The sequence below is a fragment of the Streptomyces sp. NPDC043685 genome (assembly GCF_056436585.1).
On sequence record NZ_JBWKCH010000007.1, the window covers coordinates 429,094 to 444,116 of the forward strand.

Genomic DNA, 15,023 nt, shown 5'->3' on the forward strand with positions numbered 1-15,023 from the left:
ACTAGACCAGTTGGGTCAATGGTTCGGACCAATTTCGCCTCCCGGGATGCGCCCGGCCCTTTCTTGAAGTAAGCGGTCGTTAACTGGTGACGGGATGCCTCCGATCGGGCATACTCACAGCGCACAGCCGCTGGTCAGCAGCGTCCGAGACCCGGGACTGCAAGCATCGGCCAGGCACCAGAACGACCCGGCGGCGTCGCCCCCACCCATGGGCCCGTCCGCCAGTGCCCGACAGGGAGGAGAGCGTCGCCATGCCCGACCGCGCCCCGCAGCCGGTGGACCGACAACTGCCCACGGAGGAGGCCCGGGACCTGATCTCGCTCGTGCGCGACATCGCGCAGCAGGAGATCACCCCGAAGGCGGCAGAGGAGGAGGACGCCGGCCGCTTCCCGCGCGAGCTATTCACCCTGCTCTCCCGCTCCGGCCTGCTCGGCCTGCCCTACGACTCCGAGTACGGCGGCGGCGACCAGCCCTACGAGGTCTACCTCCAGGTGCTGGAGGAGCTCGCCGCGGCCCGTCTCACCGTCGGCCTCGGCGTCAGCGTCCACTCCCTGGCCTCCTACGCCCTCGCCGCCTACGGCACCAAGGAGCAGCAGGTCGAGCACCTGCCCGCGATGCTCGGCGGCGGCCTCCTCGGCGCCTACTGTCTCTCCGAGCCGCACTCCGGCTCGGACGCGGCGGCCCTGCGCACCAAGGCCGTGCGGGACGGCGACGACTGGGTCATCACCGGCACCAAGGCCTGGATCACCCACGGCGGCATCGCCGACTTCTACACGGTCATGGCCCGCACCGGCGAGGAGGGCCCGCGCGGGATCACGGCCTTCCTGGTGCCGGGCGACGCCGAGGGCGTGAGCGCCGCGGCGCCGGAGAAGAAGATGGGCATGAAGGGCTCGCCCACCGCGCAGGTCCACTTCGACGGCGTCCGGGTCGGCGACGACCGGCGTATCGGGGAGGAGGGCCAGGGCTTCGCGATCGCCCTGTCCTCGCTCGACTCGGGGCGGCTCGGCATCTCGGCCTGCGCGATCGGCGTGGCGCAGGCAGCGCTCGACGAGGCGCTGGCCTACGCGGCCGAGAGGCGCCAGTTCGGCAAGCCGATCGCCGACTTCCAGGGGCTGCGCTTCATGCTCGCCGACATGGCGACGCAGATCGAGGCGGGCCGCGCCCTCTACCTCGCGGCGGCCCGGCTCAAGGACGCGGGCCGGCCGTTCGCACGGCAGGCCGCCATGGCCAAACTGCACTGCACCGACACGGCGATGCGCGTCACCACCGACGCCGTGCAGATCCTCGGCGGCTACGGCTACACCGCCGACTTCCCGGCCGAACGCTACATGCGCGAGGCCAAGGTGCTGCAGATCGTCGAGGGCACCAACCAGATCCAGCGCATGGTCATCGCCCGCCATCTCGTGGGTCCAGAGGGACGCTGAACTGGTCGAGGCCCCGCCAGGGGGCCGCGAGCCGCATCCACTCCGGGTCGTGACGACCCGGCAGGGTGCGGCCGCGCTCGGCCCACGCGCGCATCAAGTCGCGGTAGATCGGCGGGTCCTGGTAGCGGGGCGGAGTCGGCCGAACCGATTCTGCGGGCGGCGGGACGTACAGGAGGCGCTGACGCCCGGTCGCTGAGGAGATGGGGGTCATACCAGGGCAACGCGGCAGAGCCCGGACAGGTCACCGGACGGTGGAATCGGGCGTGCGTTCACCGCCGCCCGGCTCCCGGCGGCCCCGGACGCACTGATCCCGCACCACGGCGGTCTGCGGCCGTGGCGCGGGGCAGCTGAGGGAAGGGAGCGGGCGGGGAAGAGGGCCCGCGCTCAGGCCGCCTGGCGGCGCATGACGGGGACCCTGATGGGGCGCGAGCCCGGTCCGCCGACGTGGGAGAAGGGCTGGGTCCGCCAGTCGAGCCCCTGAGGGAGCGTCAACAGCAGGGCGGTGTCCTGCTCCTGCGGTTCGACGGACTCGTCCGCCGGGCGGGCGTCCGTGGCCCTGCGGCCGGTTCCGGCGCAGACCGTGAGTCCGAAGGGGTTCCACGGCGAGGCGCACATCGCGTGTTCCGGCAGGACCTCCTCGTCCGCCAGCAGGGCGATGGGCTGCGCGCAGTCCGGGCAGACGACCCGGAACATCTCGAACGTGTCGTAGTCGTCGAGTTCGTCGTCGTAGGCGTCGGGTTCGACGCCCTCCGGCTCGGGCTCGATGACGAGCTGCTGCCGCTTGGGTGCGGTGCGACCAGGGCGCTTAAGACTCTGCATTGGGTTCTCCCCCTCGGACTGGGCCGTATCAGGCACTGCGGCCTCGGCCACAGCAAGCACTTCCCGTCCCCCCTGGGGGGTAATCACGAGAACATCACGGAGCCTGTTCGAGGCATGTGGCGTTCGTCACATGCCCGGCCCGGGTGTCCGCTGCGGTGCGTTTGTCCCCCGGACGGCTGACACCCGGCCGCCGGTCACATCACGAACCGGGCATGACCCGGGCTGCTCAGGTATCGGAGGAGATCAACCGCCCTGTAGGTTCTTGCGCCATGGAGGAGCTGGACCGACAGATCGTGCAGCTGCTCGTCAAGGACGGGCGGATGAGCTACACCGACCTGGGCAAGGCCACGGGGCTGTCCACGTCGGCCGTGCATCAGCGGGTGCGGCGGCTGGAGCAGCGGGGTGTCATCCGGGGCTACGCCGCGGTCGTCGACCCGGAGGCCGTGGGCCTGCCGATGACGGCCTTCATCTCGGTGAAGCCGTTCGACCCCAGCGCGCCGGACGACATCGCCGACCGGCTCGCCGGAGTGCCGGAGATCGAGGCGTGCCACAGCGTCGCGGGGGACGAGAACTACATCCTCAAGGTGCGGGTGGCGACGCCGCACGAGCTGGAGGAACTGCTGGCCCGGCTGCGGTCGCTGGCGGGGGTGTCCACGCGGACGACGGTGGTGCTGTCCACGCCGTACGAGGCGCGACCGCCGCGGATCTGACCGCCGGTCGGCGCGCGGGGGCGTCCGCGCGGTTCCCCGCGCCCCTGATGAGGGTGTCGCCCCCGCCCCTGTGAGACTGTGCTCCATGAGTGAGTCCACCACCCCGCCCAAGACCGTGCTTCTCCGTCGTGGAGAGGTCCACAGCCCCGCCGACCCCTTCGCCACCGCGATGGTCGTGGAGCGCGGACAGATCGCCTGGGTGGGGTCCGAAGGGGCCGCCGACGCCTTCGCGGACGGGGTCGACGAGGTGGTCGACCTGGACGGGGCGCTGGTCACCCCGGCGTTCACCGATGCGCATGTGCACACGACCGCCACGGGCCTGAGCCTGACCGGGCTCGACCTCTCCGGCGCCCCCACCCTGGAGGCCGCCCTCGCCCTCGTACGGGACTTCGCCGCCGCCCGCCCCGGCGACCCTGTGCTGCTCGGGCACGGCTGGGACGCCGCCCGCTGGCCCGGGGGGCGCCCCCCGACGCGAGCCGAACTCGACGAGGCCACCGGGCACCGGCCCCTCTACCTCAGCCGGATCGACGTCCACTCCGCTGTCGTCAGCACCGCCCTGCTTGACCTGGTTCCCGGTGTCACCCGTCAGGACGGTCCGCTCACCGCCGACGCCCATCACGCCGTGCGCGCCGCCGCGTTCGCCGCCGTGACGCCCGGGCAGCGCACCGAGGCGCAGCGCGCCGCCCTCGCGCACGCCGTCTCGCTGGGCATCGGCACGGTCCACGAGTGCGCCGGGCCGGAGATCTCCTCCGAGGACGACTTCACCGGCCTGCTGCGCCTCGCCGCGGCGCAGCCCGGGCCGCGCGTGGTCGGCTACTGGGCCGAGCGGGACGTCGCCAAGGCACGGGAGCTGGGCGCGGCCGGAGCCGCGGGGGACCTGTTCGTCGACGGTGCCCTCGGCTCGCACACGGCCTGTCTGCACCAGCCGTACGCCGACGCCGCGCACACCGGCACCGCCTACCTGGACGCCGCCGCGGTCGCCGCGCACGTCGTGGCCTGCACCGAGGCGGGGCTCCAGGCCGGTTTCCACGCCATCGGCGACGCGGCCGTGGACGCCGTGGTGGAGGGCGTGCGCGCCGCCGCCGAGACGCTCGGCCTCGCCCGGATCAGGGCGGCCCGGCACCGCGTCGAGCACGCCGAGATGCTCACCCCCGAGAGCATCGCCGCCTTCGCCGAACTCGGCCTCACCGCTTCCGTGCAGCCCGCCTTCGACGCCCTGTGGGGCGGCGAGGAGGGCATGTACGCACAGCGCCTGGGCGGGGAGCGGGCCCGCGCCCTCAACCCCTTCGCGGCCCTGTTGCGCGCCGGTGTCCCGCTCGCCTTCGGCTCCGACAGCCCCGTCACCCCGCTCGACCCGTGGGGCACGGTCCGGGCCGCCGCCTTCCACCGCACGCCGGAGCACCGTGTCTCCGTGCGCGCCGCGTTCACGGCGCACACGCGCGGCGGCTGGCGGGCCGTCGGACGGGACGACGCGGGCGTCCTGGTCCCCGGCGCCCCCGCCGACTACGCCGTCTGGCGCACCGGTGAACTCGTCGTCCAGGCGCCGGACGACCGTGTGGCGCGCTGGTCGACGGATCCCCGCTCCGGCACCCCCGGCCTGCCCGACCTCACTCCGGGCCGCGACCTGCCCGTCTGCCTGCGCACCGTGGTGGGCGGACGCACGGTCTTCGTACGGCCGGGCGAGTGATCTACGGGGGTGGCGCGCATGACGTCGCGCGCCGCGCCCCCGGCGCGCGACCTGCGTATCCTCCGCGCTGACCAGCGCTTTGCCGAACGATGCGCAGGTCGGACGGCTGTTGACAGGCGGCCGCAGGAGGCCGGTAGGTTCGGCCGAGTCCACCACCGGACGCCCGACCGGGGAACGTCCGAGCACTCGCCGCGGCGCCGCCGGGTCAGGGACGGTGTGCCGCACCGGGGCACCGCCACTGGGAGCCAGGCTCAGGCCGGCGCAGCGCCGAGGGAACGTTCCGGCCGGTCGGGGAGGTGTGACCCGGGTGGGGCCCGGACGCTCAGTAGACAACGGCTTTCGGTCGATCCGCAGCCGGCGGATCCCAGGTCGGCCCGAAGGGCGCCGGGCCCCCATCCGCCGCACACGCGCACCCGGAAGCGCGTTCTTACCCGCGTCTTGCGGATTCGACACCACGATTCGAACGTCCCGTCGCGTCGGCGCAGGCCGAGCCCACTATGGTGGACCTCTGCGTATGGACATGAAGGGGCAGTAGTGAACGACGGCGACGGAACCCTCGCGGCAGGAGCCCAGGGGAGGAAGTTCGGCCCGCTCGGCACGGCCTTGGTGATCATCCCGACCTTCAACGAGGCGGAGAACATCAAGAGCATCGTCGGCCGGGTACGCAAGGCCGTCCCCGAGGCGCACGTGCTCGTGGCCGACGACAACAGCCCGGACGGCACGGGCAAGCTCGCCGACGAGCTGACCGTCGAGGACGACCACGTCCACGTGCTGCACCGCAAGGGCAAGGAGGGCCTGGGGGCCGCCTACCTCGCGGGCTTCCGCTGGGGTCTGGAGCGCGACTACGGCGTGCTGATCGAGATGGACGCCGACGGCTCGCACCAGCCCGAGGAGCTGCCCCGCCTGCTCACCGCCCTCAAGAGCGCGGACCTGGTACTGGGCTCGCGCTGGGTGCCGGGCGGCCGGGTGGTCAACTGGCCCAAGTCCCGCGAGGTGATCTCCCGGGGCGGCAGTCTCTACTCCCGGCTCGCGCTCGATCTGCCGCTGCGCGACATCACCGGCGGCTACCGGGCCTTCCGCCGCGAGACCCTGGAGGGCCTCGGCCTCGACGAGGTCGCCTCGCAGGGGTACTGCTTCCAGGTGGATCTCGCCCGCCGCGCGGTCAAGGCCGGCTACCACGTGATCGAGGTGCCCATCACCTTCGTCGAGCGTGAACTGGGCGACTCCAAGATGAGCCGCGACATCCTCGTCGAGGCGCTGTGGCGGGTCACGGCGTGGGGTGTGGGGGAGCGGGTCGGCAAGGTCACGGGGCGCGTCGGCAAGCCGCAGAAGCGGTAGCCGCAGGCCCGTCCCTCCGGCAGCCGCTCACGGAAACGGCTGGTGGCGGCCTTATCCCGTGCTGAGCCGGGGCCAGGCACACTGGAGGCATGACGACTGGCGCTCAGACCCCGCTGTCCCCTGCCCGGCCCCGGCGCTCCCGGCTGCGTACGTTGCTGCCGCTGGGCGTCGCCGCGTGGCTCGTGCTGGAGATCTGGCTGCTCTCCATGGTCGCCGGGGCGAGCAGCGCCCTGGTGGTCCTCCTCGTCCTGCTGGCGGGTCTCGTCCTCGGCTCGGTCGTCATCAAGCGGGCCGGGCGGCGCGCCTTCCGCAAGCTCTCCGAGGCCCTGCAACAGCAGCAGAGCGGGGTGCTGCCCGAGGACCGGTCGGGAAGCGAGGGCAACGGCCTGATGATGCTGGGCGGGTTGCTCCTGATCATCCCCGGCCTCGTGTCGGACGCGGTGGGCCTGCTCCTGCTGCTGCCGCCGGTGCAGAAGGCCGTGAGCCGCACCGCGGAGCGCACCTTCGAGCGCAAGCTGCGTCAGGCCCGTGAGGGCAGCCTGAGCGGCGCTTTCCAGCAGGCCCGGATGCACCAGCCCGACGGCAAGGTCGTCCAGGGCGAGGTCATCAGGGACGAGCCGGAGGACGCTCCGCGACCGCCGCTGACCCACTGAGCCGTATGGGGCCCGGGCCCAGGCGTCCGGGCTCCGGGACGTCCGGGGCTCGGACGAGCGGTGCCGGTGGCAGCGCGCACGCGGAAGACCGCGGGCGCCGTACTCTCGTACGGCGCCCGCGGTCTTCTGATGCGCTGTTACTTCGGCCAGACCTTGGTAGGACTATGCCGACTTGCGGCTGTCGCGCGGATGAACAGCGATGTTCATCGCACCGGAGCGCAAAACCGCCAGACGCTCCTCGAGGACCTCTTCGAGTTCCTCGCGGGTGCGCCGCTCCATCAGCATGTCCCAATGCGTACGCGCGGGCTTGGCCTTCTTTTCTTCCGGGCCATCGCCGTCCACGAGGAGTGCCTGGGCACCGCAGACCTTGCACTCCCACTCCGGCGGGATCTCCGCCTCGACCGAGAAGGGCATCTCGAAGCGGTGCCCCTTCTCGCATGCGTACTCCACGGCCTGGCGCGGGGCCAGGTCGATGCCGCGGTCCGTCTCGTAGCTGGTCACCACGAGGCGCGTGCCGCGAAGAGCTCGCTCACTCATGAATCGTGCCTCCCGGGCTTGTCGCCCACAGGACAGGTGTCGCTGTCGTCGTCATCCGGTCAACGTCCGGTCGGCGGTAAAGATTCCCGTTCCGAGTCCCGTTCCGGGTCGTGCGTCGCCGTCGTAGCCGCCCTTGTTGTACCCACCAGCGCCCGGTTTGTCACATCTGATAACAGATGTAACCCAGCGTTTCGGCATCTTTGACGCGCAGTAACGGTACGCCTGGCAGGCCAAACGCGTACACTACAGCCCTTTCGCGTTCAGTGCTAAATCCTGTCCGGAACCGGGTTCCCCGCTTCGCCGATCGCACGCCGCACCGGAACGCGTGCGAGCAGCCCGAACCCGAGGACGAAGAACGCCACCAGCGAGATGATCGCGTCCCGGTAGCTCCCGGTCAGCTGGTAGGTGACCCCGAACAGCAGCGGTCCCAGCCAGCTCATGCCGCGGTCGCTCACCTCGTAGGCCGAGAAGTATTCGGCCTCCTTGCCGGCCGGGACCAGATGGGAGAACAGGGACCGGGACAGCGCCTGGCTGCCGCCGAGGACCAGGCCGATCCCGGCGGCCAGGACGAAGAACCACACCGGAGCCCCGGCCGGCAGGAAGTACCCGGCCGCCAGCGTCACCGTCCACGCGACCAGCGAGCCGAGAATCGTGCGTTTGGCCCCGTACACCCGGGCCAGCCGGCCCATGGCCAGCGCGCCCGCCACCGCCAGCACCTGCACCAGCAGGACGGCGCCGATGAGCGTGGACTGACCCAGGCCCAGCTCCTCGGAGCCGTACACCGACGCCTGGGAGATCACCGTCTGGATGCCGTCGTTGTAGACGAGGTAGGCGAGCAGGAAGGCCAGCGTCAGCGGATGCCGGCGCATGTCGCGGACCGTCGCCGCGAGCTGCCGGAAACCGGGCAGGGCCGCCTCCCGGCCGACGGTCCGGCGGTCGCGCAGCCGCCGCAGCGGGACGAGGGCGAACGCGCCCCACCACAGCCCGGCCGACGCCAGGCAGATGCGGACCGCCGCGCTCTCGGACAGGCCGAAGCGCTCGTGCCCCGTGTACAGCACCAGATCGGCGACGAGGACCAGCGCGCCCGCCGCGTAGCCGAAGGCCCAGCCCCGGGAGGAGACCGCGTCCCGCTGCTCGGGTGGGGCGATCTGCGGCAGATAGGAGTTGTAGAGCATCATCGCCACGGACTGCGCGGCGTTCGCGACGACGAGGAGTGCGCCGCCGAGCAGATAACGGTCGCCGTCCAGGAAGAACATGGCCGCCGTGGCCGTCGCGCCGGTGTAGGCGGCGGCCGCGAGCAGGGGCTTCTTGCGCCCGGTGCGGTCGGCGGCGGCGCCCACCAGGGGCATCACCAGCACGGCCACGATCACCGACAGGGACACCGAGTACGCGAAGAAGGACCCGGCCCGTACCGGGACGCCGAGAGGGTGCACGTACCCGTCGGCGTCGGCCGCCGACTTGGCGACCGAGGTCAGGTAGGGGCCCAGGAACACGGTGAGCACGCTCGTCGAGTAGACGGAGCAGGCCCAGTCGTAGACGTACCAGCCGCGCTGCTCGCGCCTCAGCTGTGCGGCCTCGTCGGCCGGTGGTGTCCGCACGGTGTCGTGGCCCACCCGTGCCCTCGCTTCCCCGTGAACGCGCGCAGGGACGGCCCCGGGTCTCAGACCCAGACGCCGCGGTCCTCCATGACCTGGCGCAACGTGTCGATGTGATCGGTCATGATGCCATCCACGCCCAGGTCGAGAAGCCGGTGCATGCTCTCGGCGTCGTTGACGGTCCACACGTGCACCTGGAGCCCGTGCGCGTGTGCGGCGTCCAGGAAGCGCCGGTCCACCACCTGGATGCCGGACTGGGACTCGGGGACCTGCGCGGCCACCGCCGAGCGGCGCACCGCGGCCGGCAGCCCCCAGGAGCGCAGCCGCAGGTTGAGCACGCCCCGCGTGCCGTACGAGGTGGCCAGGCGCGGGCCGGCCAGCCGCTGGGCGCGCACCACACGGGCCTCGGAGAACGAGCCCAGGCAGATCCGGTCCCAGGAGTTCGTGCGCCCGGCCAGGTCCAGGAAGGGCAGCAGCGCGGCCTCGGCCTTGACGTCCACGTTCCAGCGCACCTCGGGGAAGGTCTCCAGCAGCTCCTCGAAGAGGGGGAGGGGCTCCTCGCCCGCCACCCGGGCCTGCCGCACCTCCTGCCAGGGCAGGTCGGCGATCCGGCCGGCCCCGTCCGTCATCCGGTCCAGGGTCGCGTCGTGGAAGGCGACGAGTGCGCCGTCCCGGGTGATGTGGACGTCGGTCTCGATGTAGCGGTAACCGGCCTCGACGGCACACCGGAACTGCCGCACGGTGTTCTCCCGGCCGTCCGCGGCGCCGCCCCGGTGGGCGAAGGCGATCGGGCCGGGATGGTCGAGGTAGGGGTGGCGTATCCGCGAGGTCACGGACGCAGTATCGCCCCTCGGGGTCGAGCGGTGGCAACGACCGTGCTGCCGCCGGATGCCGCGGGCACGGCGAACACGCGCAGGAACGCCTGGACCAGGGGGCCGATCGCCAGCGCGTACAGCAGGGTGCCGATCCCGACGGTGCCGCCCAGGGCGAAGCCGGTCGCCACGACCGTGAGCTCGATGCCCGTGCGGACCGCCCGGACCGAGACGCCCGTGAGCTGGTGCAGTCCGGTCATCAGACCGTCGCGCGGACCCGGGCCGAAGCGCGCCGCGATGTACAGGCCCGTCGCCGCGCCGTTCAGGACGATCCCCACCACCATCAGCGTGATGCGCGGTGCCATGCCGTGCGCGTCGGGAATCAGGGCCAGCGCCGCGTCCATCGCCATGCCGATGACCAGCACGTTGGAGATCGTTCCCAGGCCCGGCCGCTGGCGCAGCGGGATCCAGGCGAGCAGCACCGCGGCGCCCAGCAGGGTCAGCACGACGCCGATCGACAGGCCGGTCCGCTCGGACAGGCCCTGGTGCAGCACGTTCCACGGCTCCAGGCCGAGCCCCGAGCGGACCAGCAGCGCCGAACTCACGCCGTACAGCGCCAGACCGGCGTAGAGCTGGACGAGTCGCCGGGCCAAGACCCCTCGCGTGAACATGATGTGCCCCCCTGTGGTGGTAGTGGACTGATGCATGTCACGATGTGGCTTGGATGGAGAGGCCATCCATGGCCAATCCGGGGAAGGTGGACTGATTTCGATGGCGGAGTGGACTTCGGCCGTGGGGGCGGCGCAGCTCGCCCGGCTCCTCCAATCCCAGCAGGACCGCCCGGCGGGACCCGGTACGCGCCGGCCGCCGGCCTACCGCGCGCTCGCCGACGGCATCCGCCTGCTGGTGCTCGAAGGGCGCGTCCCGGTGGCCGCCCGGCTGCCCGCCGAACGCGAACTCGCCCTGTCCCTGTCCGTCAGCCGTACGACCGTCGCCGCCGCATACGAGGCGCTGCGCGGCGAGGGCTTCCTCGAGTCCCGGCGCGGCGCGGGCAGCTGGACCGCCGTCCCGGCCGGGAAACCGCTGCCCGCGCGAGGGCTGGAGCCCCTGCCGCCGGAGGCCCTCGGCTCGATGATCGACCTCGGCTGTGCCGCCCTGCCGGCGCCCGAACCCTGGCTCACCCGGGCCGTCCAGGGCGCCCTGGAGGAACTGCCGCCCTACGCGCACACCCACGGCGACTATCCGGCCGGGCTGCCCGCGCTGCGGGCGATGATCGCCGAGCGCTACACCGCGCGCGGCATCCCCACCATGCCCGAGCAGATCATGGTGACGACCGGGGCGATGGGCGCGATCGACGCCATCTGCCACCTCTTCGCCGGTCGGGGCGAGCGCATCGCGGTCGAGTCGCCCTCCTACGCCAACATCCTCCAGCTGATGCGCGAGGCCGGGGCCCGGCTCGTGCCCGTCGCCATGGCCGAGGGACTCACCGGCTGGGACATGGACCGCTGGCGGCAGGTCCTGCGCGACGCCGCGCCCCGTATCGCCTATGTCGTGGCCGACTTCCACAACCCGACCGGGGCGCTCGCGGACGAGGACCAGCGCCGGCGGCTGGTCGACGCGGCGCGGTCCGCGGGGACCGTGCTGATCGCCGACGAGACGATGAGCGAGCTGTGGCTCGACGCGGACGTGCGGATGCCGCGGCCGGTGTGCGCGTTCGACCCGGCCGGGTCCACGGTGATCACGGTGGGCTCGGCGAGCAAGGCCTTCTGGGCCGGGATGCGGATCGGGTGGGTGCGGGCCGCGCCGGACGTGATCCGCAGCCTGGTCGCCGCACGGGCGTACGCCGACCTCGGTACGCCGGTGCTGGAGCAGCTGGCGGTGAACTGGCTGTTCGGGACCGGCGGCTGGGAGCAGGCCGTGGAGGTGCGGCGGGAGCAGGCCCGGGCGAACCGGGACGACCTGGTGGCCGCGGTACGGCGCAGGCTGCCCGGGTGGGAGTTCGAGGTGCCGCGGGGCGGGCTGACGCTGTGGGTGCGCACCGGGGGTCTGTCCGGGTCGCGGCTGGCCGAGGCGGGGGAGCGCGTGGGAGTGCGGGTGCCGTCCGGGCCGCGGTTCGGGGTGGACGGGGCGTTCGAGGGGTACGTGCGGCTGCCGTTCACCGTGGGGGGCGCGGTGGCCGAGGAGGCGGCCGTGCGATTGGCCGCGGCCGCGGGGCTGGTGGAGAGCGGAGCGGTCGGGAGCGCGGAGGCGCCGCGCACGTTCGTCGCGTAGAAGGGGGGGGGCGGACCGCCCGCAGCCGGGGGCTACGAGCGGTCCGCGTCCGCCGGTTTCGTCAGGATCGCGACCGGCTCGGGCAGGGGGCCTTTCCCGGGGCCAGGGGCCGGCTCGGGCTGCGGGTCCGGCGCGGTCGGCCCGGTTCGTACCACGATGGGCTTCGGCTTCGGTTCCGGCGCGGCCGGCCCGGCGGACGCCGTCACGGGCTCGGGCTTCGGTGCCGCCGGCCCGGTCTGCGCCGCCATCGGCTCCGGGCTCGACGCGGGCGGCCCGGCGGACACTGTCACGGGCTCGGGCTTCGGTGCCGCCGGCCCGGTCTGCGCCGCCATCGGCTCCGGGCTCGACGCGGGCGGCCCGGCGGACACTGTCACCAGGCTCGACGCGGTCGGCCCGGCCGGCACCGTCACCGGCTCGGGCTTCGGCTCCGGTGCGGTCGGCTCAGAGGACGCCGCCACCACAACGGCCACCGCGACAGGCTCCGCCTCCATGGGCCCGGCCGGCTTCGCCACCGGCTCCGGTTCCTCGTCCTTCGGCACCGGTACCGGCTCCGGCCCGCCCACCGGCTGGTCCTGCTCCGGGATCGTCTCCCCGTCCGCCGGGGTCGTCCGGGGCGGGAGGAGGTCCAGGACGGCCTCGCACAGGGCGTCGGGCGTCGCGTCGTCGTAGGGGTTCGGGGTGGCCGGGACCTGGAGCCGGTGGACGGGGCCCGCGCCCAGGCGGGCGTAGCCGCGCCCGGGCGGGAGCTGGTCGATGGGAGTGGTGTGCGGGGGCGCGCCCAGCACCGACTCGAGCTGGTCCGCCGTGGCCGGGCCCAGGACCACGCGGGCGCGGGTGTGCTGGCGGACCGCATCGCTGAGGGCGTCCATGCTGTCCAGCTGTTCGGCCACGACCACCGTCACATTGGCGGGGCGGCCGTGCCTGAGGGGGATCTGGAGGAGCGACTGCGGATCCTTGCGGCCGTCCGCGGCGGCCAGATGGGTGAAGGCCGTCGGGCGGTCGAGCAGGATCCACAGCGGGCGCTTGGTGTCGTCGGGCGGCGGGTGGCCCGCCGCGTGGGCGCGGTTGGCGGCGATGAGGCGGCGTTCCGTCTCGGTCGCGGCCCACTCCAGGCTGGCCGTGACCCCGGCGAGCCCGGCCTCGACGGCGAGGACGCCGTCCCGGCCGGTGAGGCAGGCGTACTCGCCGGTGCCCCCGCCGTCGACGATCACCACGTCGCCGTGCCGGAGGGCCTGCAGGGCGATGGACCGCAGCAGCGTGGAGGTGCCGCTGCCGGGCTGGCCGAGGGCCAGCAGGTGCGGCTCGGTGGAGCGCAGGCCCGTGCGCCAGACGACCGGCGGCACGTCCCGCTGCCGTTCCCCCTGGGTGACGGGGAGGGTGCGCTGGACCCGGGTGGGGTCGGTGAAGCCCAGGACCGTCTCGCCGGGGGTGGTGACGAAACGCTGGGCGGCGATGTCGACCGGCAGCGGCAGGAGCACGCCGACCGTCAACTGGTTGCCTTCCTCGTCCCACGTGAAGTGGTATTCACGGCCCCGGCCCGACTTGGCCGCGAGGAGGTGCTCGATCCGGGCGCGGGCCTCGGCCTCACCGTCGGTGAAGTAGGCCGGGTAACGGACGACCAGATGCGAGATCCGGCCGCCGCCGTCGAAGGCGTAGGTGGGGAAGGCCTTGTCCCACGCGCCGCCGTGGGAGTACAGCGGCTCGGGGTCCTCGGCGGTGGAGAAGTACGGCACGAGCGCCTCGTACAGCGACTTCAGACGCTCGGACTGCGACTCGTCCGGCCCGTCGGACGCCGCCGTGGAGCGGTCCCGGCCCTGCCAGGCCGCCGCCGCCATCAGGGTGATGGCGGCGAGCAGCGGCCCGTACGGCGCCAGCGCCACGACCAGAACCACGGAGGCCACCAGGAACAGCAGCGCCCCCCGCCGCTCCTTGGGGGTCTCGGTCCATCTGCGCCGCCCGGCCGCTGCCAGCCGGCGCAGACCCCGCGTGATCGTGATCAGCGGGTGGAGGACGTCGGTGGCGCTGTCGGCGGCCGTCCGGGCCAGCTCCCGGCTCCGGGCGAGCTGCGCGCTGCCGTTGCTCAGAATGCGGGGGAGGGGGCGCCGGGCCACTACTGCCTCCAGGGAGTGCGTACGGGCGGGATGCGTACGGGGGACGGCCTCGTCAGAACTTGATTCCGCCGAGGAGGCTCGCCAGGCTCTCGCCGCCCGCCTTGATGCTCGGGGCGATGGCCGTGCTCGCCAGATAGAAGCCGAACAGCATGGCGACCACGGCATGCGACGCCTTCAGTCCGTCCTTGCGGAAGAAGATGAAGACGACGATGCCGAGCAGGACCACGCCTGAGATGGAGAGGATCATTTGAGGTCTCCTGGTTCGCGGGGACAGTCACCATGAGTACTTCCAGGCTCACAGCTTGTATCCATACGATAAAAGGTGCAACTGGGTGAAATCTGGACGATTTCGCCCTTGCGGTGGTGTGGTCCCGGGTCCGGTCGGGCCGGGTTGTCGCGCTGGTCCGGGTCTGTGCTGATCTTTACCTCGGGCACATCGGGTCATGTGCCGCGCGAGCCAGTACCCTGGCGATTCACTCGTACGGCTGCGCCCTCGCAGGCGTACGCCCCTGAACAGACGTAGTGGAGAGGCGGTCCGGCCGATGACCGAAGTCCCCGACCCCGAGGTCGTGGAGCTGGCGACCAAGATCTTCGATCTGGCCCGGCGGGGACAGACCGAGGCGCTCGTGGCGTACGTCGACGCGGGTGTTCCGGCCAACCTCACCAACGACCGCGGCGACTCGCTCGTGATGCTCGCCGCTTATCACGGCCACGCCGACGCGGTGCGCGCGCTGCTGGAGCGCGGCGCCGAGGCCGACCGGATCAACGACCGAGGCCAGACCCCGCTCGCCGGTGCCGTCTTCAAGGGTGAGACGGACGTCATCAAGGCACTTCTGGAGGGCGGCGCGGACCCGTCCGCCGGCACGCCGTCGGCGGTCGACACCGCCCGGATGTTCGGCCGGACCCAATTGCTCGAACTGTTCGGCGAGCACTGAGCCGACCGGGCTGACCAGCAACGACACCGAAAACGGGGGAGGCGGTACAGGGCCGCCGAAATTTCGGTCGCGGCGGACGAGAGTGCCGAGTCATCATGACGACGTGGTTCACGGACGTGATGGTTGGGCAG

General features: G+C 72.7%; 14 protein-coding genes. 7 read left to right on the plus strand and 7 right to left on the minus strand.

Translation table 11 applies throughout. The features are described 5' to 3' along the window. The first annotated feature begins 251 nt into the window (after positions 1-251). Positions 252-1,424, plus strand: coding sequence for an acyl-CoA dehydrogenase family protein (locus AC0665_RS25150; protein ID WP_468409898.1), 1,173 nt, complete (start codon positions 252-254; stop codon positions 1,422-1,424). A gap of 384 nt (positions 1,425-1,808) precedes the next feature. Here AC0665_RS25150 and AC0665_RS25155 read toward each other — a convergent pair whose 3' ends face one another. Next, positions 1,809-2,243, minus strand: coding sequence for a hypothetical protein (locus tag AC0665_RS25155; protein ID WP_468409896.1), 435 nt, complete (start codon positions 2,241-2,243; stop codon positions 1,809-1,811). 269 nt (positions 2,244-2,512) lie between these two features. Here AC0665_RS25155 and AC0665_RS25160 point away from each other — a divergent pair, with 269 nt between their 5' ends. The 4 genes from AC0665_RS25160 (at position 2,513) to fxsA (ending at position 6,631) form a co-directional block, all read left to right on the plus strand. Next, positions 2,513-2,953, plus strand: coding sequence for an Lrp/AsnC family transcriptional regulator (locus AC0665_RS25160; RefSeq protein ID WP_004002750.1), 441 nt, complete (start codon positions 2,513-2,515; stop codon positions 2,951-2,953). Positions 2,954-3,038: 85 nt separating this feature from the next. Continuing rightward, on the plus strand, positions 3,039-4,640 hold the full coding sequence (locus AC0665_RS25165) for an amidohydrolase (RefSeq protein ID WP_478705812.1): 1,602 nt from the start codon (positions 3,039-3,041) through the stop codon (positions 4,638-4,640). A gap of 534 nt (positions 4,641-5,174) precedes the next feature. Further along, positions 5,175-5,978 carry a polyprenol monophosphomannose synthase gene (locus AC0665_RS25170; protein ID WP_468409893.1) on the plus strand — a complete coding sequence of 268 codons (804 nt, stop codon included), beginning with the start codon at positions 5,175-5,177 and terminating at the stop codon, positions 5,976-5,978. An 89-nt stretch (positions 5,979-6,067) separates the two neighbouring features. Continuing rightward, the gene (gene fxsA / locus AC0665_RS25175) at positions 6,068-6,631 is read left to right on the plus strand and encodes an FxsA family membrane protein (protein WP_478606345.1); all 564 of its coding nucleotides are present in this window, start codon (positions 6,068-6,070) and stop codon (positions 6,629-6,631) included. A gap of 162 nt (positions 6,632-6,793) precedes the next feature. On the opposite strand, the gene AC0665_RS25180 is transcribed toward fxsA, so the two are convergent. From AC0665_RS25180 to yczE, 4 genes are all read right to left on the minus strand, one after another. Next, complete coding sequence (locus AC0665_RS25180) at positions 6,794-7,168, minus strand: RNA polymerase-binding protein RbpA (RefSeq protein ID WP_003977404.1); 375 nt, start codon at positions 7,166-7,168, stop codon at positions 6,794-6,796. A 266-nt stretch (positions 7,169-7,434) separates the two neighbouring features. Beyond that, positions 7,435-8,781, minus strand: coding sequence for an MFS transporter (locus tag AC0665_RS25185; protein ID WP_478606342.1), 1,347 nt, complete (start codon positions 8,779-8,781; stop codon positions 7,435-7,437). 47 nt (positions 8,782-8,828) lie between these two features. Then, positions 8,829-9,596, minus strand: coding sequence for a glycerophosphodiester phosphodiesterase family protein (locus AC0665_RS25190; RefSeq protein WP_478705813.1), 768 nt, complete (start codon positions 9,594-9,596; stop codon positions 8,829-8,831). After that, positions 9,593-10,246: a membrane protein YczE gene (yczE, locus tag AC0665_RS25195; RefSeq protein ID WP_478606337.1), complete on the minus strand. Its 654-nt coding sequence runs from the start codon at positions 10,244-10,246 to the stop codon at positions 9,593-9,595. Before yczE ends, AC0665_RS25190 begins: the two co-directional genes overlap by 4 nt. A 100-nt stretch (positions 10,247-10,346) precedes the next feature. Here yczE and AC0665_RS25200 point away from each other — a divergent pair, with 100 nt between their 5' ends. Beyond that, a complete protein-coding gene (locus AC0665_RS25200) occupies positions 10,347-11,846 on the plus strand; it encodes an SCO1417 family PLP biosynthesis transcription factor (RefSeq protein ID WP_468409884.1) in 1,500 nt (499 codons plus the stop codon). Between the two features lie 32 nt (positions 11,847-11,878). Here the strand turns inward: AC0665_RS25200 and AC0665_RS25205 are convergent, their stop codons facing one another. Both AC0665_RS25205 and AC0665_RS25210 read right to left on the minus strand, forming a co-directional pair. Next, on the minus strand, positions 11,879-13,957 hold the full coding sequence (locus AC0665_RS25205) for a hypothetical protein (RefSeq protein WP_478705814.1): 2,079 nt from the start codon (positions 13,955-13,957) through the stop codon (positions 11,879-11,881). Positions 13,958-14,009: 52 nt separating this feature from the next. Then, positions 14,010-14,204: a hypothetical protein gene (locus tag AC0665_RS25210; RefSeq protein ID WP_030843336.1), complete on the minus strand. Its 195-nt coding sequence runs from the start codon at positions 14,202-14,204 to the stop codon at positions 14,010-14,012. 295 nt (positions 14,205-14,499) lie between these two features. Between AC0665_RS25210 and AC0665_RS25215 the strand changes: the two genes are divergently transcribed. Next, positions 14,500-14,892: an ankyrin repeat domain-containing protein gene (locus tag AC0665_RS25215; RefSeq protein ID WP_468409880.1), complete on the plus strand. Its 393-nt coding sequence runs from the start codon at positions 14,500-14,502 to the stop codon at positions 14,890-14,892. Positions 14,893-15,023: the final 131 nt, after the last annotated feature.

What these genes read in the sequence shown, in the direction of transcription:
- AC0665_RS25150 (WP_468409898.1), top strand. Translation starts at nt 252, where the DNA reads ATGCCCGACCGCGCCCCGCAGCCGGTGGACCGACAACTGCCCACGGAG.
- AC0665_RS25155 (WP_468409896.1), bottom strand. Translation starts at nt 2,243, where the DNA reads ATGCAGAGTCTTAAGCGCCCTGGTCGCACCGCACCCAAGCGGCAGCAG.
- AC0665_RS25160 (WP_004002750.1), top strand. Translation starts at nt 2,513, where the DNA reads ATGGAGGAGCTGGACCGACAGATCGTGCAGCTGCTCGTCAAGGACGGG.
- AC0665_RS25165 (WP_478705812.1), top strand. Translation starts at nt 3,039, where the DNA reads ATGAGTGAGTCCACCACCCCGCCCAAGACCGTGCTTCTCCGTCGTGGA.
- fxsA (WP_478606345.1), top strand. Translation starts at nt 6,068, where the DNA reads ATGACGACTGGCGCTCAGACCCCGCTGTCCCCTGCCCGGCCCCGGCGC.
- AC0665_RS25180 (WP_003977404.1), bottom strand. Translation starts at nt 7,168, where the DNA reads ATGAGTGAGCGAGCTCTTCGCGGCACGCGCCTCGTGGTGACCAGCTAC.
- yczE (WP_478606337.1), bottom strand. Translation starts at nt 10,246, where the DNA reads ATGTTCACGCGAGGGGTCTTGGCCCGGCGACTCGTCCAGCTCTACGCC.
- AC0665_RS25200 (WP_468409884.1), top strand. Translation starts at nt 10,347, where the DNA reads ATGGCGGAGTGGACTTCGGCCGTGGGGGCGGCGCAGCTCGCCCGGCTC.
- AC0665_RS25210 (WP_030843336.1), bottom strand. Translation starts at nt 14,204, where the DNA reads ATGATCCTCTCCATCTCAGGCGTGGTCCTGCTCGGCATCGTCGTCTTC.
- AC0665_RS25215 (WP_468409880.1), top strand. Translation starts at nt 14,500, where the DNA reads ATGACCGAAGTCCCCGACCCCGAGGTCGTGGAGCTGGCGACCAAGATC.